This window comes from Streptomyces sp. NPDC002896 (assembly GCF_040295225.1).
Taxonomy (GTDB): Bacteria; Actinomycetota; Actinomycetes; order Streptomycetales; family Streptomycetaceae; genus Streptomyces.
The window spans coordinates 24261-47100 of the sequence record NZ_JBEOVA010000045.1 but is presented as its reverse complement, the minus strand read 5'-3'; the positions used below and the strand labels follow the sequence as shown (position 1 = coordinate 47100).

16 protein-coding genes and 4 pseudogenes are annotated in these 22840 nt (G+C 68.7%); 9 read left to right on the top strand and 11 right to left on the bottom strand.

What is annotated here, in order from left to right; translation table 11 throughout:
* Positions 1–69: 69 nt before the first annotated feature.
* A complete protein-coding gene (locus ABT009_RS42325; RefSeq protein ID WP_351307105.1) occupies positions 70–867 on the bottom strand; it encodes an N-formylglutamate amidohydrolase in 798 nt (265 codons plus the stop codon).
* Positions 868–1244: 377 nt separating this feature from the next.
* On the opposite strand from ABT009_RS42325, the gene cutA reads away from it, so the two are divergent.
* The 7 genes and pseudogenes from cutA to ABT009_RS42290 all read left to right on the top strand — a co-directional run.
* Positions 1245–1541 carry a divalent cation tolerance protein CutA gene (gene cutA / locus ABT009_RS42320; RefSeq protein WP_351307103.1) on the top strand — a complete coding sequence of 99 codons (297 nt, stop codon included), beginning with the start codon at positions 1245–1247 and terminating at the stop codon, positions 1539–1541.
* A gap of 354 nt (positions 1542–1895) precedes the next feature.
* Positions 1896–2714, top strand: a complete 819-nt coding sequence (locus tag ABT009_RS42315) for a TnsA-like heteromeric transposase endonuclease subunit (protein ID WP_351307101.1) — start codon at positions 1896–1898, stop codon at positions 2712–2714.
* Complete coding sequence (locus tag ABT009_RS42310) at positions 2714–5023, top strand: transposase (RefSeq protein WP_351307100.1); 2310 nt, start codon at positions 2714–2716, stop codon at positions 5021–5023. The genes ABT009_RS42315 and ABT009_RS42310 overlap by 1 nt, the downstream gene beginning before the upstream one ends.
* Positions 4977–5696, top strand: a pseudogene (locus ABT009_RS42305) (hypothetical protein); the annotation flags it as partial. The gene ABT009_RS42310 and the pseudogene ABT009_RS42305, both read left to right, overlap by 47 nt.
* A 113-nt stretch (positions 5697–5809) precedes the next feature.
* The gene (locus tag ABT009_RS42300) at positions 5810–7549 is read left to right on the top strand and encodes a TniQ family protein (protein ID WP_351307124.1); all 1740 of its coding nucleotides are present in this window, start codon (positions 5810–5812) and stop codon (positions 7547–7549) included.
* Between the two features lie 8 nt (positions 7550–7557).
* On the top strand, positions 7558–8781 hold the full coding sequence (locus ABT009_RS42295) for a TniQ family protein (protein WP_351307098.1): 1224 nt from the start codon (positions 7558–7560) through the stop codon (positions 8779–8781).
* A gap of 2 nt (positions 8782–8783) precedes the next feature.
* Positions 8784–9203 (top strand): annotated as a pseudogene (locus ABT009_RS42290) (TniQ family protein); the annotation flags it as partial.
* A gap of 799 nt (positions 9204–10002) precedes the next feature.
* Here ABT009_RS42290 and ABT009_RS42285 read toward each other — a convergent pair.
* The 4 genes from ABT009_RS42285 to ABT009_RS42270 all read right to left on the bottom strand — a co-directional run bounded on the left by ABT009_RS42285 (position 10003) and on the right by ABT009_RS42270 (position 13954).
* Complete coding sequence (locus ABT009_RS42285; protein ID WP_351307097.1) at positions 10003–10806, bottom strand: alpha/beta fold hydrolase; 804 nt, start codon at positions 10804–10806, stop codon at positions 10003–10005.
* 162 nt (positions 10807–10968) lie between these two features.
* Complete coding sequence (locus ABT009_RS42280; RefSeq protein ID WP_351307095.1) at positions 10969–11973, bottom strand: NADP-dependent oxidoreductase; 1005 nt, start codon at positions 11971–11973, stop codon at positions 10969–10971.
* Positions 11974–12145: 172 nt separating this feature from the next.
* Positions 12146–13201 carry an aldo/keto reductase gene (locus tag ABT009_RS42275; protein ID WP_351307093.1) on the bottom strand — a complete coding sequence of 352 codons (1056 nt, stop codon included), beginning with the start codon at positions 13199–13201 and terminating at the stop codon, positions 12146–12148.
* 60 nt (positions 13202–13261) lie between these two features.
* Complete coding sequence (locus ABT009_RS42270) at positions 13262–13954, bottom strand: SDR family oxidoreductase (protein ID WP_351307092.1); 693 nt, start codon at positions 13952–13954, stop codon at positions 13262–13264.
* 116 nt (positions 13955–14070) lie between these two features.
* Between ABT009_RS42270 and ABT009_RS42265 the strand changes: the two genes are divergently transcribed.
* Positions 14071–14646 (top strand): TetR/AcrR family transcriptional regulator, encoded by a 576-nt coding sequence (locus tag ABT009_RS42265; RefSeq protein WP_351307090.1) that lies wholly within the window; start codon positions 14071–14073, stop codon positions 14644–14646.
* A gap of 564 nt (positions 14647–15210) precedes the next feature.
* On the opposite strand, the pseudogene ABT009_RS47615 reads toward ABT009_RS42265, so the two are convergent.
* The 5 genes and pseudogenes from ABT009_RS47615 to ABT009_RS42235 all read right to left on the bottom strand — a co-directional run.
* Positions 15211–15493: pseudogene (locus ABT009_RS47615) on the bottom strand (transposase); the annotation flags it as partial.
* A gap of 465 nt (positions 15494–15958) precedes the next feature.
* The gene (locus ABT009_RS42250) at positions 15959–16531 is read right to left on the bottom strand and encodes a cytochrome b (RefSeq protein ID WP_351307085.1); all 573 of its coding nucleotides are present in this window, start codon (positions 16529–16531) and stop codon (positions 15959–15961) included.
* Between the two features lie 1495 nt (positions 16532–18026).
* Positions 18027–19325: a serine/threonine-protein kinase gene (locus ABT009_RS42245; RefSeq protein ID WP_502990069.1), complete on the bottom strand. Its 1299-nt coding sequence runs from the start codon at positions 19323–19325 to the stop codon at positions 18027–18029.
* 376 nt (positions 19326–19701) lie between these two features.
* Positions 19702–20118 carry a YeeE/YedE thiosulfate transporter family protein gene (locus ABT009_RS42240; RefSeq protein ID WP_351307081.1) on the bottom strand — a complete coding sequence of 139 codons (417 nt, stop codon included), beginning with the start codon at positions 20116–20118 and terminating at the stop codon, positions 19702–19704.
* On the bottom strand, positions 20118–20774 hold the full coding sequence (locus ABT009_RS42235) for a YeeE/YedE family protein (protein WP_351307080.1): 657 nt from the start codon (positions 20772–20774) through the stop codon (positions 20118–20120). The genes ABT009_RS42240 and ABT009_RS42235 overlap by 1 nt, the downstream gene beginning before the upstream one ends.
* 778 nt (positions 20775–21552) lie before the next feature.
* On the opposite strand from ABT009_RS42235, the pseudogene ABT009_RS42230 reads away from it, so the two are divergent.
* Positions 21553–22069 (top strand): annotated as a pseudogene (locus ABT009_RS42230) (transposase); the annotation flags it as partial.
* A 74-nt stretch (positions 22070–22143) separates the two neighbouring features.
* Here the strand turns inward: ABT009_RS42230 and ABT009_RS42225 are convergent.
* On the bottom strand, positions 22144–22353 hold the full coding sequence (locus tag ABT009_RS42225) for a hypothetical protein (protein ID WP_351307078.1): 210 nt from the start codon (positions 22351–22353) through the stop codon (positions 22144–22146).
* Positions 22354–22840: the final 487 nt, after the last annotated feature.

The following is a 22840-nucleotide window of genomic DNA, read 5'->3' as shown; positions in this document are numbered from 1 at the left end:
ATGGATTCCAACGGACCGCGGCCCTCCACTGGCCAGTGCTTGTCGCGCGGGAGTGCATGCAGTCGGACGTCAGTGCGAGACGGCGTCGACGAGGGCGGCCAGCGCCGCCGCGAGACGCGGGAGCCCGCAGCCGGCGGGGCCGCCGGGCTCAGTCATGTAGGTGTCCCGGCGGATCTCTACCATCAGGGCGCTGACCCGCGGCTCGCTCCTGTAGAACTCCAGGGGCACGTACGTGCCGCTGAACGGGCTGTCGAGCCCCGTCTCCCCGCACTCGGCGAACGCCTTGCGGGCCGCGGCCTGCAGTTCGGGCGGGGTGTGGAAGGCGTCGGTGCCCAGGCAGATGGGCGGCCGGAGCCCGTCGTCGTGCAGCTCGTAGGGCAGCGGGTCGGTGGGGTACGAGTGCAGGTCGATGACGACGGCCCGCCCGGTGACGGCCAGCCGGTCGGCTACCGCGTCCCTCATCGCGCGTGCGTACGGCCGGAAGTAGCCCTCGATCAGCGGCTCCGGGTCGTTGTCCTCGGGCCGCAGGGGTGCCCGGTGCGTGGTCCGGGTGTACACCGCGCCCATCCCGACGGCAAGCATCTCCTCCCGCTCGTCCGGGAACCTCTCCGGGTCGACGACCAGCCGCGACAGCCGGTTGACGAATCGCCAGGGTGTGACGTGGCACAACCGGGCTGCCTCGGCGGCCAGTTCGGCGGTGTGCGCATCGGTGATGTGATCGAGTTCCCGCTCCAGCGCCTCGTCGTCCAGCAGGATTCCGTCACGCACAGCGGACGGAATCTCCCGCGCGGAGTGCGGCACGTGCACGATCACGGGGGAGTCGTCCGCGCCGGGCAGGAGCTCGACGGACGGGGCGGGATGGGACACGGGCGGCTCCAGGGTGTTGTCAGTGGTCCGGTGCAGGTTCAGGGTGCGTTGCTGTAGGCGGCCGGGGTACCAGGGCGTGCGCCCCAGCGTATGCGGGTTTCGCAGACGGCCGGTGCGGGTCTGGTCGTGGCTCGGCGGCACGTCTTCCGGCTATTGGCCTCCAGCGAGGAGACCAGCCGAAGCGCCAGGGCGACATTCTCTGGCGGTCTAAAACTGACGATCTGCGATTCGGTGTCCCGGCCTCGTCGTCGCCCCACCAGCACGACCGAACGACTACAACTGGCCCGTCGCAAGCTTCGCCCCATACACCCCTGCAGGAAGAGACCTCGGGAGTGACGATCAGGTCCACCCCGGAGTGGTGATGTGAGTGTTGATCAGTGCGGCGCTGGCTCGGGCTCGTAGGGAGTCGAAGGCGTTCGGCGTGCGAGCCGAACGGTCCGGAGACGGGCGTACAGCCTGTCGATAGGGTCGTGTCATGGCTGACGTCGCGCAGGTATCGACGGCGACGGAAACTCGTGAACAAGGCGGTAGAGCTCGCGCGGTTGGTGGTTGAAGGGAGGTTGGCGGCTGGGGCCCAGATCGTGGGTCCGGTGATCTCTGCCTTCTGGCATGAGGGCGAGTTCGGCGCGGGGGAGGAGTGGCAGCTCCTGCTGAAGACGCGGGCCGACAGGTAAACGGAGCTGGAGACGCACCTGCTGGAACACCACCCGTGGAAGAACCCGGAGATCTCGGCCGTGCCGATCGCGGCTGGATCGGACGCCAACTTGAGGAACCGACGGAATCCGCTGACCGGCTGAAACGCGGCTCAGACCCTACGAACGTCCCGCGTTGGAGTGTGGAGATTTGAGACTGAGCACGATAGGTGTCGTCATCCTTCCGTCCCGACCTGCCCTTTCGTGAAGCTCTGAGCGCGACATCTGTCGCCGAATTCGCATCGTTCCTGACGTGATCCGCACTCTTCGCAGGCAAGTTGTCGTCAACTTCGAAGATCGCCCCTCCCAGGGGAGGCGTGCGGCTTCCCTGGGAGCATGAGCGATACCCGGGACTCTTTGTGGTCCCATCGCTGTACGTGGACGGACCTGCTGGTCCCGGTCGGGCTGGACGCGGGACGGGGAGGCATGGACCTGTCCGATGGGTGGCCGGATCGGTGGACGGCGACGTGGAAGTACGCCGGGGACGAGATCACGGGCCCGGTCCGCCACCTGGAACAGGTGCCGGTGGCGAGCCGCGGGCCGATGCGGGGGTTCACCTGGCGGCGGGAGCAGCGGCACCGGCCCGGTCTGGAGTCGCTGGTGTCCACGGGGCGGCTGCACGGGTTCGAGAGTCTCGAAGAGGATCAGCTGCTGGTAGCCCTGGACTTCGCCGGTGGCCTGGTCGAGGTTCTGTCGCAGCCGCTGCGCATCCGGTTCCGGACAGCGGAGAAGTGGCGCAACCACACGCCGGACTTCTTCGCGGTCACGCGGGCGGGGATCTGGCTGATCGACGTGCGGCCCCGGGACTTGATCGAGCCCGAGGACCTGGAGTCGTTCGCGGCCGCCGAGGAAGTGGCGCTTGTCTGCGGATGGCACTACGCGGTCGCGGCCGAGTGGCGCCCACATGTGCGGTCCACGCTCAGTGCGTTCTACGGGAAGCGTCGTCCGACGCGAGACGTGCTCGGGGTGCAGCCCGATCTGCTTGCCCAGGCCGAAGCAGGCGTGATGTTCGGGGAGTTGACGGCCGAACAGACGTACTGGCCGGTGGCGCGGGCGCAGTTGTTGCACCTGCTGTGGCACCGCAGGCTCGGGATCGACCTTGCTCAGCCGTTGACGGACAGGTCGCGGGTGGTGCGTGCAGGAGGCGTCTTGTGATGGGGGCGGTGGCGCTGGATCTCTCGCCTGGCGCGGGCGTGGTGCTCGACGAGGTGGAGTGGCTGGTCGAGAGGCAGGAGCCGCATCTGGGGCGGGTCCAGCTCGTCCGCGGGGACGGCGAGCGCCAGCGGGTGAGCTTCCGTTTCCTGGTCAATCATCCGCAGTGTCGGCCGTCGCCGCGTACGGCGGCGGAAGGCGCCAACCGAGGGCGGCAGCCGGCTTCGTGGAGTGATGTGAAGCCGGAGAAGCGGCCCTTGATGGAACAGCGCTTCGCGCATCTGATGGAGGTCAACTGCGGTTTCCGCAGCGGTGACCCGTTCCGTCCCGAGCCGGGGGAGCCGCGCCCCGAGTACGACCCGGACCGTACGACGCTGGGTGAGCGGAGGGCGGCGAAGGTCGCTGAGCTGGCGGTGCTGCGGCCCGAGGAGGCCAAGCTGCTCCTGGGCGTCGCGACCGTCGGGGTGCGCACGCTGGAGCGGTGGGAGAAGCGCCGCAGGAAGTACGGGATCGTGGGCTGCGCCGATCACCGGTGGCTGCGGGCGAGCGGGGGACACCCGAGCGTCAGCGAGGAGGTTCGCGAGGCGATCTTCGCGGTCCGGGCGGAGACGCAGCGACACCGGTCCCGGGTGAGCGCGCGGACCCGCGAGGCCATGATCCGGCGCTATGTGCGGGAGACCTTCGAGAGCGAAGACCGAGACGAAGACGAGGCCAGGGACGAGAGCGAGAAGATCGAGGTCCCCAGCTATCACACGCTGCTGCGGGTGTGGAAGGAGTGGTTCGGGCCGGGCGGTACCCGGCTGAAGTACGAGCCCTCGGCCGAACTGCCCACCAAGAACGGGCATGTGCTCGTGACCCGCCCTGGCCAGGTCGTCGCGCTGGACACGACGATCCTGCCGGTGATGGTCCGCGAGAACGTCTTCGGTGACCCGGTCACCGTCCATCTCACCTTGGCACTGGACGTCTACACCCACTCCATCTGCGCGTTCCGGCTCACACTCGTCTCGGACTCCTCGGTGGACGTCGCGATGGTGCTGCGCGACGTCATGCTGCCGCTGCCGATGCGGGAGGAGTGGGGCGAGGACATGGAGTGGCCTTATCCGGGGCTGCCGGCGGCCATGGTCTCGGAGTTCGCCGGGTACGAGGTGGCCGGCCTGCCGTTCTTCACCCCCGAGACCGTCACTTCCGACCACGGCTCGGTCTACCGCAATCACCACTTGGTGGATGTCCAGGAGGCGATGGGCTGCCGGATCCTGCCGGCGCGGGTGCTGCGTCCGCAGGACAAGGCCGCGGTGGAGCGCGTCTTCGGTGGTATCCGCTCGCTGGTGTTCGAGAAGCTGCCCGGCTACACGGGAGTTGACGTCGCCGACCGTGGCGCCGACCCGGAGGGCGACGCGGTGCTCACCATGGCCCAGATGGAACACTTCATCGCGACCTGGGTCGTGAAGGTGTGGCAGAACCGGATACTCGGCGAGTTCGCCCCCTGCTGGGATCCGGGCGGTGACCAAAGCCCCAACACCCTGTTCGCCGCCTCCTTCGCCCAGGAGGGCTTCGACCTGGACATCCCGTCCCCGGAGACGTACTACCGCTTCCTGCCCGAACATCATGTGAAGCGGATCTACCGGCGGGGCGTCAAGGTCAAGGGACTCTGGTACGACGCCGAGCTGCTGCACACGCCCGAGAGAAACTCCGCACGCGGCGGCCGCTACAAGAAGCAGTGGGTCATCCACCGCGAACCCCGCGACCGGCGGGTGGTGTACTTCCAGGATCCCGATACCCATGAGTGGCACGAACTGCGCTGGACGGGCCTGCCCCCAAAGGGCGAGATCCCGGCGTTCGGGGATGCCCGGGTCGAGGAACTCCTCACCCGGGTACGGGAAGCAGGTCTCAAGCCGCGCTCCGACGCCGACCTTGTCCCCATCCTCCTGGAGATGCTGGGGGCCGTGGATCCGGTCGAGAAGTGGCCGTCCCAGCTGACCAAGTCCCAGCGGACGCAGCACGCGCGGGAGATCACCCAGGCCAGGGCGGCTGCCGCGGACCGGCCGAAACAGCCGACCAAGCCGGACGAGCCAACGCGCTTGGCCGCTGTTGGCGCACCGGATACGGAGCCGCCCTGGCGGGAGCGGGCCCGGGAGGCCACCGAGAGCCTGGACGCCCACAGGCGCCGGCGGCGGGAGGCAGCCACGTCCTCGCGGCAACCGTCGGCGCCCGCCCCGCTGGGATCGAGCCGCCGGGGCCGCAATCTCTTCGTCATCGCCGACGACGATGACGGTCCCGGCGATCCGGCCTCGCAGCCGACAGAGGGGACGTGAGATGAGCGACCTGCATCCGGAGCCGCCGAACGCTGTCGTGCCGTTCCTTCGCTTCGGCCCCAGGCCCGACCGGACCCGGCACGAGGGCTGGCAGGAGTTCCGCCGGACACGGGATCTGTTCGTGCCGGTCAGGAAGATGTCCCTGGCCGAGTACCGGCGGATGAGCCCTCGTAAGAAGTCGCTGTACGACCTGCACCGCGCGGCCACGCACGTGAACATGCAGATGCTGGACACCCCGATGAGCGAGGTGGTCACTACGCTGATGCGCTCACGGATCCAGAACAACGCGATGCGCATCGGCCCGAGCACCCTGGACGGGCTGATGATCAACGGCGGCGGCTACCAGGGCAAAACGGAGACCGCCTGCCGCACCGCCGCCGAGTTCGAGGACACCTGGCGCGACCTGTACGAGCAGTACCCCGAGTGCTACCTCGACCCGATGCCCGGCACCCGGGACCTGATCGCACCGGTCGCCTACTGCCAGACCCCGGTGAAGGCCACCCCGATCGGCCTGTCTGAGGCGATCCTCGATTACTACGGCGCCCCGTACGGCAGAAACCTGCGCGGCATGATCCGCAACGTCCGCGAATCGATCAAGGCGCATGCCACCACAGTCCTGATCATCGACGACATCACCCGACTGAAGATGCACCGCGAAGACGACCAGGACACCCTCGACCTGATCCGCAGCCTGATGGACCTGGACGTCACGCTCGTCCTCATCGGCGTGAACATCCCCCGCTCCGGCCTGCTCAGGGAGGGCTGGCACGACGCCCGCACCAACCAGTGGGTCTACGCCCCGCTGAAGAAGGGCAAGAGCTACAACCCCGACGCCTCCACCCAGACCGAGCGCCGCTTCGACATCGTCACCCTCGACGCCTTCGACTACAGCAGCGACGCGCGCACCGGCGCCTTCATCGACCACCTCATCGGTATCGAGAACGAGATCCGACTCTTCAACGCCGGCCCCGGCACGCTCTCCGAAGGCCGGATGCCCGAGTACCTCTACCGCCGCACCCACGGCATCGTCGGTCTCCTGCGGCGCCTGGTCGAGGACGGACTGACCAAGGCCATGGAGAGCGGCCTGGAGGACCTGACCATCGACCTCCTCGACGAGATCACCATCAACCTGGGCAAACCCGGGCAAGGACGGCGTACGGGACGCCGAAGCGGGAGAGATCCCCGACGTCGACACCTCCCCGGAGTCGGAGCCGGGGCGGAAGCCGGAGACGAAGAGATCGAAACCCCGGAAGGGACGCAACAAGGTCTTGGACGACCGCGGCACTCCTCCGGCGGCCGAGGCATGACCCAACGTCGCCCCTGCCGCGCACGCTCGTGCCCCTCGAGGACGAATCGCTGGTGGGACTTCTGCTGCGTCTCGCTCAGCACACGGGAAGTTCACCCGCGGCCATCGCGGTGCGCATGGGCCTCGCGGACCGGGTGGGAATCCATGTGCCAACTGGGTCACTTCTTGCCCTCCCGCCGCGAAAGCTCGCCGAAGCCGCGCACGTGGCAGGCCTCTCGCTCCCCGCGATGGAGAACCTCTTGCTGGCTCCCCTCGGAGAGCGCTACGGACCGCTGAATCAGCAGCACGCGCCGTGGTACGGGCCTCAACTTCTCACCAACCCTCGCCGATGGGTCCACCTGCGCAGCACCCAGTTCTGCGAGTGCTGTCTGGCCGGGAAGGACAACCCCTTGGGCGCCGAACTCGGTGGCTCATGGAAAAGGCATTGGCACCTGCCGGTGGTCTTCGTCTGCGTCGATCATCGCCGCACGCTCCGACGCTGCTGCCCCTGCTGCGGGCGCCCCGCCCACGCCACCAGGCAGGGGCTCATCGCGCATGCCACCCATGAAGGCTTGCACCCCATTCAGTGTCGCGCTTCCTCCGTCTTCCAGGCCGACTTCAGGGAAAGATCTGTGTGCGGCGCCTACATGACCGGCAAACCGCGTGGCCGCAGCATGTCGAAGGACTTTGCGACACACGAGGAGATCATCAATGTCCAGAGGAGCATTGATGCACTTCTTTCCCCTGATGGGCCGGCCGAGACCATAAGCTGTGGCGAACTCGTCTCCGCGGCTCAGTACTTCATGGACCTGCGGGCCGTCGCCGCGTTGATCTACGGGTCCTGGCCTCAGGCGCGCCCCCTGGCGGCAACGGAGATGCTGGCCAGAGCCATTGAGTGCGATGCGACACGTCGCCACCGTAACTCCCGGGGCCTTCGCAGTCGGGTCATGGGGGCTCCGGCCCGTGACTACTTCCTCGAACCTCCCGCCACGGCACTCGCGACCGGCGCCATTCTGGGAATCGCGGAACGCCTCCTCAAGGCGGCGGACAACTCAGCGGAGCGCGCCGAGCTCGTAGCCCTCTACCGGCGGGAAGTTGAAGGATGCCACGCGCTCGGCTCCAGGCACGTGAACGATCTCGGGGCATCCCCGCCCCTGAGACGCATTTTCGGCCTGGCTCCGCGGCCGCGCAGGGCCGCTGCCCGCGGCGTGTCGCAGATGCCTGCAGCGGAGGCGGAATGAGGAACGGCATGCGCCCCCTGCCCCGCGGCCTCGACCCGCTCGACGACGAAACCCTCATCGGCTTCCTCCTCCGCCTTGCCCGGCACAACGGCACGACACCGGACCAAGCCGCCGTCCGGTTAGGCCTGACGGACGGCCCGGAAGAATCTCCCGGCATTGTCTCGCCCTGGCTGTTGGTGGACATGGACAAACCGCGCCTTGTCCGGGCGGCACGCGCGGCACAGCTGACCGTGGCGGAGGCCGACAAGTTACTGCTCGCCCCCATGGGGCATCGATACGGTCTGGTGAGCAGGAGATACCGCCCGTGGACGAGTCCCCGGCAGCTGGACCGCCCCAATCGATGGATCCTCGTACGGACCTCCCAGTACTGCCCGTCCTGCCTCGCGGGCGACGGAAGCCCGCAAGAGGATCTGAACGGCGGTGCCTGGAGACGGTCATGGCGCCTGCCGGTGGTCTTCGCCTGCGTTCGGCACCGGCAGCTCCTCCATCGGGTCTGTCCTGTTTGCCGCACCCTTGGTCAGTTCGCCCGCGCCGGCCTGATCGCTCGCCCGGGGATGGAAGAGCTCCACCCGGCCCAGTGCCGATCGCCATCCGCTCCGGGCTCGGGCGGGGTCCGCCTGTCGGTCTGCGGGGCCGACCTCTCCCGCGTCGGGCCAGCTCGTATCCCGGAGGACGCCGACTCGCTCAAGGCGCTGCTGACCCTCCAAGGACGCCTCGACGAACTGCTGGCCACCAACGGGCCGCCGAGCGTAGGGAGTTGTGGCCGACTCGTGCCCGTCGCCCAGTACTTCATCGACCTGCGGGTGGTGGCCACGTTGATCCTCGCCTCCTGGCCGGAGGCAAGCCGCTTCGCAGCGACACCCGCCCTGGCACAGGCGATCGAACGGGAAGCGGTGCAGCGAATGCGCGACAGCCGACGCCGCACGCGGCGGGGCGGATCGAAAGGCCCGTACGGGATCAACTCGCTGCTCTCACCTATGGAGTCCGCCCTGACCATGGGCGCGGTACTGGGCATCGCTGTGTCCGTGCTCGAAGCCCGCGACAAGAACTGGACAGAGCGAGTGCTACGCCCGTTCTACGACGCCGCCCTCGCATTGAACCGGGACACCTTCCGGCGCCTTGCACGCCTCCCCGGCACATCCCTTGCGCTGCAGCAGGTGCTCGGAGTCGCAAAGGAGGCAGCGGACACTCCGAGCCCCGAGATCTACGTCCGCGGTCCACGAAACGGCTGACCATGCGCTCCCTGCCCCGCAGCCTCGATCCGCTGCCCGACGAGACGCTCACCGGATTCGTGCTGCGCCTGGCCCATCGGCTGGGCACCACCCCCGCAGAGATCCTGCTCCGCACCGGTCTGGCACCCGGCGGCAGTCCTGGTCTGCCCACCCGCCTGCCCCTGAGCTTCCAGCACCACTTGGACGACGCCCACCTCACGGTCTTTGCCCGCGCCACCCTCCTGATGCCCGCCGAGGTCGCCGACATGCTCCTCGCTCCGCTCGGGCAGCGGTATGGGCCACTGAACCCCGCGTTCACGCCACGCAACACCCCAGCCCGGATGATCTACGACAACCCGTGGGTGATGACCCGCTCCACGCGCTACTGTCCGCTCTGCCTCGCCGGGAACGGCACCCCCATCCAGGACTGCCACGGCGGCCCCTGGCAACGGCTGTGGCGCCTGCCCGTGACCTTCATCTGCGTCAGGCACCGACGACTCCTCGCCCACGAGTGCCCTGGCTGCGGAGCGCCCGCGCAGTCCGCCGGCACGTCAAGCGCCATCGCGCGTCTGACGGACGACGCGCTGAACCCGTGGCAGTGCCGCTCAGCGGAGGCGTGTGCACCACCGACCGAGCAGCCCACAGGTGTCTGCGGAGCAGACCTGACCCGGCAGGACGCACTCCCCGAGCAACCCGACACGCTCACCACGGCCGTGCTCCTCCAGGTCCAGCGGCATTTAGCGGACTTGCTCACCGCAGAAGGTCCCGAGGCCACTATGAGCGCCGGGGTGCCTGTCCCCGTCGCGCACTACTTCGCGGACTTGCGAGCCGTGGTAGCCATGATCTTTCGGTCCTGGCCAGTGGCTCGCGACTACGCCGGAACGCCGGTCCTGGCCACTGCGCTCGACGTGGAGCACGCCGCCCGCGACGCGCAGGCGCGGCCCATGTTCAACACTCCCGGACGACCTCCAAGCCCTACACCGCGCCCCCCGCGGGCTCCCTGGCCGCGGGTGCAGTCATGCAGATCGCCGTACGACTCCTCAATGCCGCGGACGCGCACGAAGCGCGGGAGCGTCTGGCGCCGCTCGTCGAGAGGCTGCGTGGTGCCGATCGCGCACTCAGCATCTACTTGCGTCGCTCCGCCTGGATATCGACGGCCTTGTGGCGCAGCCTTCAGGGATGAAAGACGGCGAGGCGGACAGCCGAATGGGGCGGCGTTCGGCCAGCCGCTCATCGGCCTGGCTACGCTTCGAGGAATTCCAGTGCCCGTGGGACGAAGGCGTCGTGGTACTGGAAGATCCCCCCGTGCCCGGCGTCGGGGTAGAGGGGTTCGAGTTCGCCCTGGGGCAGCCGGGCCGCCAGGTCGAGGGTGTTGACGCTCGGGACCATCCGGTCGCTCTCGCCGTTGGCCACCAGGGTCGGCTGGTGGATGCGCGACAGGTCGGCGGGGGCCTGGACGCCCCAGCGGTGGATGGCCTTCAACTGGGCGCGGAATGATGAGAGCGAGATGGCTTTGTCGCGGTCGTCCGTGCGCTCTTTCAGCCGGTCCAGGAAGGCGTGGGCGGCCCGTCGGCCGCTTTCGGTGGCGGTGAAGAAGAGGAACTGCTTGGGGTCCCTGCGGGTCGCGACGGCCTTGAGGGTGTCCTTGATGGTGAGGGAGGTGACCTTGTCGATGCCGGGGCCTCCGGCGGGGCCCGTGCCCGCGAGGATCATCTTCCGTACGAGGTCCGGTTCCTGTGCCGCGACGACCTGGGCGACGAAGCCGCCCATCGACAGGCCGAGCAGGTCGACACGGTCGTACCCGAGAGCCCGGATGAACAGCACCGTGTCGCGGGCCATCGCCTCGATGGTGTCGGGCGTGGAGCCGCCGGAGGCGCCGACGCCGCGGTTGTCGTAGGTGATCACGCGGCGTCGGGCGGCGAGTCCGTCGACGACGCGGGGGTCCCAGTTGTCCAGGACCGCGGACAGGTGGTTGAGCAGGATCAGCGGTACGCCGTCGTCCGGACCGTGCTGCCGGTAGGCGAAGTCCACGCCGTGCACGGACACGGCGCGGGTCGGCGCGTTCTTGTACGACGACGGGGTGGGCGTGGGGGAGCTGGACGGTGCGTTCGTGATCGGGTCCTGGTGTGGGAGAGAGGAGCGTGGGGCGGGATCTTCTCGTTGTGGCGGGCGGCGTTCTCGGCGTCCGGCAGGGCCGGTGCCCTGTGCTCACGTCATGGAGACGACGACCTTGCCGGCTTTCGGGCGGCCCTTCTCGGCGTACTCCATGGCCTGGAGGGTCTCGTCGAAGGGGAAGACCCGGTCGACGATGGGGCGGATCTTCCCGGCGTCGATGAGGGGGGTGAGTTCGCGGAGTTGGGCGCCGCTGGCCTTCATGAACAGGAAGGCGTAGGTGACGCCGAGGCGCTTGGCCTGGCGCCGGGTCTTGGCGCTGAGGGCGGTGATGGCCAGGCGCAGGACCGGGTTCGCGCCGAGCTCGCGGGCGGTGGCCGGGTCGGGCGGGCCCGCGACGGAGATGGCCTGGCCGCCGGGCTTGAGGACGCGCAGGGACTTGGCGAGGTCCTCGCCGCCGAGGGAGTCCAGGACGACGTCGTAGCCGTGGAGGATTTCGGTGAAGTCCTGTGTGCGGTAGTCGATGACTTCGTCTGCGCCGAGTTCCTTGACCAGGTCGACCTTGGCGGTGCTCGCGGTGGTGGCCACGTACGCGCCCAGTGCCTTGGCCAGCTGGACGGCGATGGAGCCGAGGCCGCCGGCGCCCGCGTGGATGAAGACCTTCTGGCCCGGCTGTACGTGGGCCCGCTCGACCAGGGCCTGCCAGGCGGTCAGCGCGACCAGGGGGAGGGAGGCGGCCTCGGTCATGGTGAGCGTGGCGGGCTTGGGGGCGAGGTCGTCCTGGTGGACGGCGATGAGTACGGCGAAGGTGCCGATGCGGTCCTTGTCAGGCCGCGCGTAGACCTCGTCGCCCACGGCGAAGCGGTCGACGGACGATCCGACCCGGACGACGGTCCCGGCGAGGTCGTTGCCCAGGACGAGCGGGAGACGGTAGGGCAGGATCGCCTTGAGGTCACCGTTGCGGATCTTCATGTCCAGCGGGTTGACGCCCGCCGCGTGGATCTTGACCAGGACGTCGTCGGCGCCCACCTGAGGGTCAGGTATCTCGGCGGCGCGCATCCCGGCCGCATCACCGTACTTCTCGACCATGAAGGCCTTCATCGTCATCTCCGTTCGTGTGGTCTCCCGTCCAAGCGGGAGGGGTGTTCTGTCCGTGAGGGGCTTGTCTCGGGACGAGACAGTTTGTGGTGTTCTTCTAGTCCGCGCGCTCCGCGTCGGCACGGCAGTGGCCAGTGCCTGCGCGGAGAGCTCTGCGTCGGCCGTGTTTCCGGGCTCAGGCCACCGGCACGACCGGGGTGATGACGCTGCTCGCGTCGCCGCCCTGGAGGTGCCCCAGCGAGCCCGCGATGCCCTCGTGCGGTACGCCGAGCGGCACGGCGCTGACCTTGTCGAGGCGCGCGTATTGCTCGTCGGTCAGCTGGACGTCGAGGGCTGCGAGGTAGCTGTCGAGCTGGGAGAGGTTGCGCGGGCCGATAATCGGGACCAGCGTGGCCGTGGAGCGGGCGGCGCGCTCGCGGACCCAGGCCACCGCCACCTGGGCGGGCGTCGCACCGGTCTCCTGGGCGATGGCCAGGACGGTGTCGACGACGGCGGTCTTCTGGTCGGTGCTCTCGGTGTGGATGACCATGCCCAGGTCGCTAAGGCGCCCTTCTGCGGACGTGCGGTACTTGCCGGTGAGCAGTCCGCCGCCGAGCGGGGACCACAGCGCGGCGCCGAGGCCGAGGCTCTCGGCCATCGGCAGCGGCTCGCGGTCGGCGGTGCGCTCGACGAGGCTGTACTCGTGCTGGATGCCGATGATGGGGGACTGGTTGCGCAGGTCGGCGAGGGTTACCGCGCGCGAGACGCGCCAGGCGGGGAAGTTGGACAGGGCGGCGTGGTGGATCTTGCCCGCGCTGACCAGGTCGTCGAGACCGCGCAGGAGCTCCTCCATCGGAGTGAGCTGGTCGGGGAAGTGCACCCACAGCAGGTCGATGTAGTCGGTGCCCAGGCGCTTCAGGCTGGCCTCGACGGAGGCGACCAGGTTCTTGCGGCTGTTGCCGGTCTTGGAGATGTCCGGCTGCGGGGCGGCGCCGAGGGCGAACTTGGTGGCCAGGACGAAGTGCTCGCGGTCGGCGGAGACGAGCTTGCCAGTCAGTTCCTCCGACTCGCCGAACTGGTAGCCGTCGGCGCTGTCGAGGAAGGTGCCGCCGGCCTCGGCGAACCGGTCGAAGATGCGGCGGGCCTCGTCGGGCTCGGCGCCTGCGCCCCAGCCGGTGCCGAAGTTCGCGGTGCCGAGCGCGTACTCGGACACGCGCAGTCCGGTCCTGTGTCCGAAGGTCGTGTAACGCATGAGAAGTCCTTGCGCAAGGGGGCCTGGAAGGCCGTCGTGCCGTGGTGGAGGGGGTGAGCGTCAGCCCGCGTTCGGCTGGGGCGCCGCGGACAGGCTCTGCTTGACGTACCGGCTGGTCTCGTCGGCGAGGATCTCGGGCAGGCCGGTCTCGATGCCGCGCAGGGCCTGGGCCGCGACGTCGGCGGCTGCGACCTTCTGATCGGCGGGCACGCCGGCGGCCATGTCGGTGTCCATGTAGCCGACGTGCAGCGCCGAGACGGTGATCCCGCGGGGCGCCAGTTCCTCGCGACTCGCGTCGCTCAGCGCCCAGGCGGCGGCCTTGGAGGCGGCGTAGGAGCCGAGTCCTGCCGGGTGGAACCAGGACAGGGCGGACAGGACGTTGAGTACGGCGCCGCCGCCGTTGCCCTCGATGACGGGGGCGAAGGCCCGTGTGGCGACGAGCGGGCCGAAGAAGTTGGTCTCCATCTCGCGACGTACCTCGTCCAGGTCGCCGCCGACCAGCGTCGCGCCGGTGGAGATGCCCGCGTTGTTGATCAGTAGCGTCGCGTCCGACGCGATGCGGGCGGCCTCCCGTATCGACTCCTGGTCCGTCACGTCGAGGCGCAGTGGGCGGACGCCCGGCAGGTCGACCGTCTCGGGACGGCGGGCCGCCGCGTAGACCTTGGCGCCATGCTCCACGAGCTGGGCGGCCAGGTGCCGCCCGAGGCCCCGGTTGGCGCCGGTGACCACCGCGACCGCGTTCTTGAGTTCCATGCTCGCTCCAGATCATTTCGGGCGCCGTCGGGACACCCGCGCCAATTAGATTGCGACAACAATCTAAACACGGGTCTACGATAGATGCCAGTCGACATCCAAATGGGAGGGTGGTCATGGGCCGCGTATCGCAGGCGCAGGCGGAGGAGAACCGCAGGCGGGTGGTGGACACCGCGTCGCGGCTGTTCCGGGAGCAGGGCACCCACGTCAGCGTCGCCGATCTCATGAAGGCGGCCGGCCTCACCCACGGTGCCTTCTACAAGCAGTTCGCCTCCAAGGAAGCGCTCGTCGATGAGGTCACCGCCCACGCCTTCGATGAGATCGCACGGCGCAATGCGGCCGGGCTCGAGCGGCACGACGGGCAGCGGGATGCCGCTCAGCGGGCCCTGATCGACGCCTACCTCTCCGTCGAACACCGTGACAACGCGGCGGACGGCTGCCCGGTCGCGGCTCTCGCCATCGATGTCGCGCGCGGACCCGAAGGCCGCGAGGCGCGCCGTACCTACGCGGAGGGCGTGGCCGACTTCGCCGCGTTCCTCGCCCCCGCCGAGGCCGTCGGGGGCGGCGAGGGCGGCCTCGCCCGGCTGTGCACCCTGGTCGGTGCTCTGGTCCTGTCCCGGGCCACCCAGGGCTCCCCGCTCTCCGAGGAGATTCTCGCCGCCGCGCACGCGGCCCTGACGGAAGCCAGCTGACCGGGGGCCCGGCATCGGGCGCCGCGCGGCGTGTGTGCACCGGTCGCACCCGCGAGGTGACGCGGGGCCCGAGGCTTCCGTGCTCGCGGCCTGATCGATCTGGCGTAGTTCCGTGCTCCCTACGACAGTTGTCGTGCAAATGCGACACCTATCGTGCTCAGGCTCAGTGGAGATTCCCGGTGAACCTCCGTCCCCCGGCGTCGCCGGTCCGGGTGGTTCGGCAGTGTTCCCAAACTGGGAACGCTGCCGCGCCGCGAACGTGATCGGACGCGCGCCGCCCGCTCGCTGACTCCGCGACCGGCATTCCGTCACCTCACGAGCCGCATTTCGTCGGTAGCCCTGATTGGCTCAGTGGGCCGCGCGTGTCTGCGGCACGTGACGGTCCCGGCAGTGACGGTGCCGCGCCCGACCAGACCGCACCGCTCGTGAGGTTCAGCCGCAGCTCAGGTAGTCGTAGCCAGCGGGCGAAGTATGTCGACGGAGACAGCTCCAGCACCCGGCAGACGGGATCGACCCCGAGGCTCTTCGCGCGCAGGTGGTCGATCACCTGCTCGGCCTCGTCCGGGGACGGTCGATCTCCTGGGCAAAAAACACGCTGGCCGCTTTGAGGATCTCGTTCGCCCGCCTCAACTCGGCCTTTTCCTTGCGGAGTTGCTTGAGTTCCTCGAGCTCGGCGGTGGTCATCCCGCTCACCGGCATCGGCCTCGGCCTGGCGGACTCACTGCCGCAAGGCCTCCTTGTGGATGCCGAGGTCCCTCGCGACATGCGCGACGGGACGGCGGGTGGAACGGACCTCACGGACGGCCCGCTCGCGGAGCTCGTCCGGGTATTTACGTGGTGCTGGCACTGCGTGGTTCTCCTTACGCCAGGATCATAAGCCTGGCTTCAGGGACTCCACGAAACCGGGGTCAGCTCAGAGCGGACGATTCAGCACTCATTGGATGAAGCGGCACGCCATTGAGCCTTGCAAGTCTCTGACCAGGGAAATATGGATCGAGCGTGATCACGGGTCAGCGACCGTCACGATCTTGCAGGTCCTCGTAATGCGTAGGTCTCGGGTTCGAATCCCGTAGGCGGCTCAGTGAAAAGGCCAGGTCAGATAGCTTCGGACCTGGCCTTTGTCGTTTCCTTGATCGTCACGTGGTCTGAACCAGTTCGGTGATGGGGCTCTCGGAGGGCCCGATGGGGCCAATATGGGTCCCGCGTGCGGGAGAGGTGGGCCCGGAAGAGCCAAGCCCTGCTCCCCAGCGCCGTTTTACCGGGCGCAATGGCGACGTGATCCGCCCTCCGGCGCGGTGGCGCGGCTTGGCTCTTACGGTGTGGTGCGGCCCCAGAGCATGCGCAGCAGGAGGTGGTCGCGGTCCAGGAGCTGATGCTTGAGGGCCAGGCCCACGTGGAGCGCCAGGACGGCAAAGAACGCCACATGCCCGGCTATGTGCCAGGGCAGCGCGTCGTCGTCGGCGGCAATCAGCCAGAGGCCGCTGAGGGGGACGGCGAAGGTGAGGAAGTGCAGGGCCCGCTCGGTCCAGGTGGCGAGGCGCCGCTCGACGGCCGTCAGGGTCGGCGCCCACGGCGGCAGCGGGGTGGTGAGACGCCAGAGCAGCCGGACGAGCCCGAGGGCGAGGATGGTCGCGCCGAGGGCGACGTGCAGGGTGAGCAGGCTGTCGTCGCCGAATACCTCGTACCCGCCGCCCCGGCCCTGCCCCCGTCCGTGTCCCGACTCGCCGCCCCGGCCCCGTCCTCTCCCGCGACCGTGCCCGCTCTCCTCGCCGTCCAGCAGATACCCGACGGCGAACTGCGCGGTGAAGGCGGCGACGAGCAGCCAGTGCAGGGTCTTGGTGACGAGCCCGTAGCCGTACGGGCCATTGCGCAGGTGCGGCGACACGAGTCCCCACTTCCGTTGACAGCCGTTGGCCCATTATTGGCGGGCCGGTCCGTCGGCGGTATGGCGCCGCCTCGGCCGCAGCCCTGGCTCGCCACCGTGGCCGGACACATCCACGACGACCGCCTCGGCGGACGCCGATAACCCCTGGAAAACGGCCCCATAAAGGCCAACGTCCCCAGCCGGTTACGGCTGCTATCCACCGCCCATGACGATCAGGGGGAAAGTCACCGCCGCAGCATTGGCGTTGGCGGCAGCCATCCACGCCACCGACGTCACTACCGCACCGGCACCACAGTCCCGGCCGGGGACTCAAGTGACGAGAGCGGTGCGGAGACTTCGTGATTGACTCGCGAAACAGATATGGGTGGCTCTGTGCAAAGGTGTTGGCCTCGGGGTGATCCGCGTTCGTGGGTGACACTCCGGGCTTTTGAGGCGCAGTAGGAGTTGACCCGATCACGAGGGTCAACCGGCCCGCCCTCTGAGGGAGGTACGCGGGCCTCGCGCGCAGGGTCAGGCTGGTCCCCCCCGTGCTGGCCTGCCCCTGCGCGCTCCAGGCTCAACACGCTCGTCACGGGATCCTTGGCGCTCCTGGGGGGCACGGTCTGGTGGGGCATGGCCGAGGCCCGACCCGCCGGTCAGGGGCAGTGGCGCTGTCAATCCTCCGTCGATTCTTTGCAGATGACAGCGATGGAATACTCGTCGCTGTCCGCGTTAGATTCCGGCGTGGGTGTCGGCGCCCGGCACCCTGAGGGAAGTGGAAAAACAGAGGACGACGGTTCGGGATGCGGACCCGACGTCGGCTCGATGCCATCGTCGATTGACTCTGTGAAAGCCCAACTGCCGAGTACGAGCACCAGCCACCCACCGGTCAGCCACCGTTTCGTACGCGTCCCCATCCCGCTCCCCTCCTGAAGTCCCCGCGGGCAGGGCCAGTCTGTCAGCCGCGCGACAGCGCCTCGGCCAAGGCCACCACCTCGCGGTCCGGGCAACGCGCTCTGCAGGTCGGACTGTTCCCGGCCCTGGCCGGCTGGGCTCTGCTGGGCGCCCTGGTGCCTTTCACCACGCGAGCCCTCGATCGCGGCGGCGTTCACCGTCCGCGGTCTCATTCCCCCCTCTGACCGGGATCGGGAATGACCGGCGGGACCCGCACATCGCTGGCCCTGGCATCTGCGCCGTCGCGGCGGTGCTCGTTTGTGGACCGGTCGGTCCCGGAACTCAGGCCAAGCCGTGAGCCGACGTGCCTGCTCGAAGGGGCCGAGCGCCCGGCTGCTGTGGCAATGACCCCGGGCCGCTGTGTTCGTGCCGGTCAGCAACCGTCAGCAGGTGGGGGGTCGTTCCGCTGTCGCGTCGGTCTTGGTGTTGCGCTTCGTCGCTGGCACACGCGTCGCCCAACTCCCCGCGACGACGCAGTGTCCGTGCCAATCGCCCACCGGTACCTGCACGATGCACTGACCTTACGACCACGCCCCGGACCAGTAACACGCTGCCTTCTTGGTCAGTCGTCCTCGTCCTCATTCGCATCCTTGTCGTGACGCTCTTGCGTCTGCTCTTGCTTCTTCTGCTGCTCCTTCTCGCTCTCCTGTCGCTCGCTGCCGGCGCTCTCCGTCGCTGCCCTGTCCGCGGTACTGGTTGGGAGTAGCCCAGTGGGTGGGGTCGGGGATGTGCTCGGCTCCGAGGCCGTGGCGGGACTCGTACGGCCGGGCGAGTCGGTTTGGGGATTCTCCGCCGAACTGCCCTCGGGCGCGGACAACAGCATGCCGACAAGCATAGCGGCCAGGAAGATCACCGATGCGGCGACCGCGCTGGCCGCTCCAGGGCGGTGAGCGGTGAGTTCACGGATCGCCAGCAGCCCCCGACGCCGTGGGACCGTGTGGCCGTGCCGTGTGCCTGGCGGCGGACGGCAGCAGATACGTGGTCGCGGGGCCGGCGTCCGGATCGTGCGGGATCGGCCCGGGGGCTGACCCGGCCCTGGCGCAGGTGGGAACGTCGCCTGCTGATCGGCAGCCGGTGCGGCGGCGGGCAGTGGCTCGGGCCTCCCCTGCCAGGCGCCGGAGGCGAACCAGTCGGCGACCTGCTGTGCGGTGGGCCGGTCCTCGGGCAGCTTGGCGAGGAGGCCGAGGAGGTAGTTCTGGAAGGCGGGCGGGAGTTCGGCGCCGAGCTGCCGGGGTGGTACGGGGGAGGCGTCGAGGTGCTGGTGGAGGATCGCGACGGCGGTGTCGGACCGGAACGGCGGGCGGCCGGTGAGGAGTTGGTACAGCACGCAGCCCAGCGAGTACACGTCGCAGGCCGGATCGGCGGGCTGCCCCAGGGCGCGCTCGGGGGCGAGGTAGAGGCTGGTGCCGACGATCTGCCCGGTCGTGGTGAGGGCGGCTGCGGGGTCGTCGAGGAACCGGGCGATGCCGAAGTCGCCGATCTTCACGGTGCCGTCAGCGTCCAGGAGGAGGTTGGCAGGTTTGATGTCGCGGTGGACGATACCCTGCTGATGCGCGGCGGCGAGCCCTGCCGCCGCCTGGGCGGCGATGCGGGCCACCTGCCCGGCGGGCATCGGCCCGGTGGAAGCGAGGTGGCGGGCGAGGCTGTCGCCGCCGACCAGCTCCATCACCAGGAACAGACGGTCCTCGTACTCGCCGAAGTCGAAGACGCCGACCAGGTGAGGGTGGTTGAGTCGCCCCGCGGTCTGGGCCTCCAAGCGAAAGCGCGAGGCGGCCGTGGGATCGGCGTCCTGCGGTAGCAGGAGTTTGACGGCCACCGGTCTGCCGAGGCTCTCGTCGAAGGCCCGCCAAACCTCCCCCATCGCGCCTCGCCCGATCGGGTCGTGCAGCTCGTACCGCCCCGCTATCCGCACCTGTTTTCACCCTCATGCCGTGAGACGTCTCGATCGCCGCAGGCCGACACCGCGTAGGTGGGGGTGATGGTGGGATGCCGCAGCCGGGCCCAGCGTACCGGCTGTGACATGAGGGACCGCCAGGGTCCGCCACGTTGGCGGACGCCCCTGATGAAGGGGCGGCCCCAGTCAATTCCTTTGGGTGCAGATCCTGTGAGGGTGCCTCATTGGGTGATTCGTGAGGGGCTGGATGAACCGGGCTGAACTGCAGAGATGGCAGGCGAGGGGCGGCGTTCGGGCCGGGCTCGTACACCGAGAGCAGGATGCCTTCCGCGGGCGCCCTTGGTCACAGCCCGCAGGAGCCGCGGTCGAGATGGAAGTATCGGGCGTTGGCCCAGCGGCACAGCCGCATACCAACGGCGACGCCGGCGATGGTGACCACGGCGGGCAGGTACCCGCTGGCGACCTGGATGATCGGGATTGCCGGGCATCCACCTGAGATCGCCCAGCCCGTACCGAACAACACCGCCCCGGGGATCACGCCGGCGTGGATGCGCCCAGGGGTGCGGCGGACCCGCAGCAGAGCGAACACACACACGATGATCACGACGGCGCCGACGAAGGCGAGGAACATGCGCAGGTCTTGGAAGGTGAACATGCGGTTGAGTTCGGCGTAGTCGCCAAAACCGATGTTGGTGACGGTATAGCCGAGGGCCAGTCCGGTGATGACGGTGGCCAGCAGAACTGCGCCCCGGGTACGCATCAGATCACCTTCCACAGGAGGAACGACACCACGACGGCGGTGCCGAAGAACACGGCGGTTGCGACAATGCTGACCGGGCTCAGCCGACCGCAGCCGCTAAGTCCGTGGCCGGAGCTGCACCCGCCGGCCAGTCGAGTGCCAAAGCCGACCAGCACGCCTCCCACGAACAACAGGGCGATCATGGCGGTCGGATTGGCAGTGACCAGGTTCCGAAACCCCGGGCCCATATCGAAGCGGAACTGGAACCGCCCGGAAGTGACCGCGGCGATCCATCCGCCGAGGAAAATCGACACCAGCAGGGCAGCCTGGGTGACCACCGGAACCGGGCGCAGGCTCGTGACCGAGGGGCTCTCAGCCGACGTCGGCTCGCCGTTCGGGTCCTGCGGCTGCGTCTGCTCATACGGACTGTGCGGCGAGGTGGGCGCACCGGGGCCGGTCCCGAAGTGCTCGGCGGTGGCTGCGGCGAGCGCCTCGGCGAGAGCACGATCGTCGGTGAACTCCTCCTCCAGCCGCTCGAGGTGGCGTTCACTGCGCCAATGCAACACGCGATCCCACGCCGACGACACCCCGAAAGACCGATCGGTGGCGAGGGTGTAGGCGATGGTGACCAGAGCGAGCCCGATAGCGCCCGCCCACCAGGGCCAGTAGGTACTCATGCGGGTCCTCTCATCCAATCGACGAGGCGAGCCCACCAGCCGCGCCTTGAGCGGGGTGCTTGCCGCGTGTGTCGAGCGAGGCGGTCTTGTGGCTGGAGATTGTGTGCGGATGGTGACGGTTGGTGATGGGCCTGTGCCGGCGGCGGGGCTGGTTCAAACGGGGCCGTGGTCTCCGCTGACCACGGATTGGGCTGTGATGGCGCCTGCCGAGGTGTCTGCCTCGGGTCGGCCGCCGCGCCGGAAGGATCCACGTCGGCTACGGGTTGGAGGTGATGCGCGTGGTGCCCGTTGGGCAGCAGGCTGATGGGCACGCGCTCGCCGATAAGTGCCAACTTGTAGCGCGCACAGTCGCGATACCGATCCTCGCTGTCGCAGTAATAGTCGCGCCAACCCTGCAAGCTCGCCCTGAGTAAGGGGAAAAGGGGACATCCTGAGGTGTGCGAGCAAGCCACGCTGCTCCCTCCTGACCGGCGCACCGCCCGCCTGGGGTGGGCGATTGCCGTTCTGGGTTCTTGTCCTTGCCGTGCCCGGTCGACGATCTCAACGCGTCGGAGAATGTAGGCACAGCGCCGTGATGTGACTACCGTCACAACATCATGTGTGATGCAATCATGTCTGGGTGTCGCGAGCAACTGACAACGGCTAACGCAAGGTTGATCTGCACTGATGGCCGCGTCTGAGCGGCGAGTTGGCCCTTGTGAAAGGAGGATCGACACGGATCCCTCGCCGGTCGACCGGAGCGGGGGCGGCTCCACGCACCACTTCGGTCCAGGTACCGCCGTCGGCCTGTTTGATCGACGTCCAGAGCGTGAAGACCTCCACCGGCTCCCGCCTCCAGCCAGGGCGCGGACGCGGCGAAGAAGATCGTCGGGAGGAAGCGGAGCATCGTCAACACGCTCGGACTGCTGCTGGCGGTGCTGGTCACCCCCGCGAGCGTGGCCGGCACCCGCCGGATCGAGACGGTGGCCGGCGCCCACCCCATGATCCGTAAGTCTTGGGTGGACGGCGGCTACCGCCAGCACCTCGTCGAGCATGCCGCCGGTCTCGGCATCGACATGGAAATCGTCCAACATCCGCCTGCCGCTCGGGGGTTAACCCCGCTACCGCGCAGGTGGGCGGTGGAGCGAACGCTGGGCTGGCTGATATTCCACCGGCGCCTGGCCCGCGACTACGAGACCCTGCCCGCCCGCTCCGAAGCCACGATCCACCTCGCCATGACCGGCCTGATGGCCCGCCGCGTCACCGGCGAAGCCGCCGTGTCCTGGCGCGACCCTGCATCACGGGATGAAACGTAATCCAGGGGGTGAACCAACAGGAGAAAGCACCGTCCGGTTGGCAGGTGCTCCCTGACAGGCGTTCAGGCCACCGATCAGAAGGAGACGCTGGCGCTGGCGTGGTGGTACTGGCCGGCCGCGCTCAGGACCTCGTTCTTGACTGCGTCGACCTGGGCCAGGACGGCCGAGTCGCTAACCGCCGCGGGGCCGGCCACGACGCTGGCGTGCGGGCTCAGGCCGCCGGAGACGTTGTCGAGTTCGGCGTCGGAGATCTCAACGGTCTCAACCTGGGGAGCGGAGTTCATGATGAAACTTCCCTTCGTATGGATGATCCACAAGGGGGGCGGCCCCGCTGGGGACGGATAGCGGGCCTCGACCGCAGGCGTGTGGCATCCGTTTCCGGAAACCTTCGCGCGACCCCGCGGTGCAAAGGATCAAAGCACGGAACTCCGCGAGGCATCCAACAAACGATCCCTCCCACCACGGCAGTTCAACGCAAAAGCAACTCATCCGTGTAGACGCGCACACGACTTGGGTGTGACTTCTTCGCATGACGCACGGCACTGGACGTGACTGGTATTGCCATCGCCGCTCCTAACAGGACACTCCGGACCAACAGAGCACGATGCGACGAGCCCATGTGCAGATCCATCGCACACTTTGCCGTGGTTGCGCATGCGGTGTGCAGATTCACTGAAGCCGGGCCGCCACTGCATCTCGGGAACTTTCCGCTATCGATCGATAGCGGACTGTATGTGCCATGCCGGTCCGGCCCGCTTACCAGATCGCGCC

Bases quoted from the DNA above. Each gene is read 5' to 3' on its own strand.
- ABT009_RS42315 (WP_351307101.1), top strand. From the start codon at position 1,896: ATGAGCGATACCCGGGACTCTTTGTGGTCCCATCGCTGTACGTGGACG.
- ABT009_RS42310 (WP_351307100.1), top strand. From the start codon at position 2,714: ATGGGGGCGGTGGCGCTGGATCTCTCGCCTGGCGCGGGCGTGGTGCTC.
- ABT009_RS42295 (WP_351307098.1), top strand. From the start codon at position 7,558: ATGCGCCCCCTGCCCCGCGGCCTCGACCCGCTCGACGACGAAACCCTC.
- ABT009_RS42280 (WP_351307095.1), bottom strand. From the start codon at position 11,973: ATGAAGGCCTTCATGGTCGAGAAGTACGGTGATGCGGCCGGGATGCGC.
- ABT009_RS42275 (WP_351307093.1), bottom strand. From the start codon at position 13,201: ATGCGTTACACGACCTTCGGACACAGGACCGGACTGCGCGTGTCCGAG.
- ABT009_RS42270 (WP_351307092.1), bottom strand. From the start codon at position 13,954: ATGGAACTCAAGAACGCGGTCGCGGTGGTCACCGGCGCCAACCGGGGC.
- ABT009_RS42265 (WP_351307090.1), top strand. From the start codon at position 14,071: ATGGGCCGCGTATCGCAGGCGCAGGCGGAGGAGAACCGCAGGCGGGTG.
- ABT009_RS42245 (WP_502990069.1), bottom strand. From the start codon at position 19,325: ATGGGGGAGGTTTGGCGGGCCTTCGACGAGAGCCTCGGCAGACCGGTG.
- ABT009_RS42240 (WP_351307081.1), bottom strand. From the start codon at position 20,118: ATGCGTACCCGGGGCGCAGTTCTGCTGGCCACCGTCATCACCGGACTG.
- ABT009_RS42235 (WP_351307080.1), bottom strand. From the start codon at position 20,774: ATGAGTACCTACTGGCCCTGGTGGGCGGGCGCTATCGGGCTCGCTCTG.
- ABT009_RS42225 (WP_351307078.1), bottom strand. From the start codon at position 22,353: ATGAACTCCGCTCCCCAGGTTGAGACCGTTGAGATCTCCGACGCCGAA.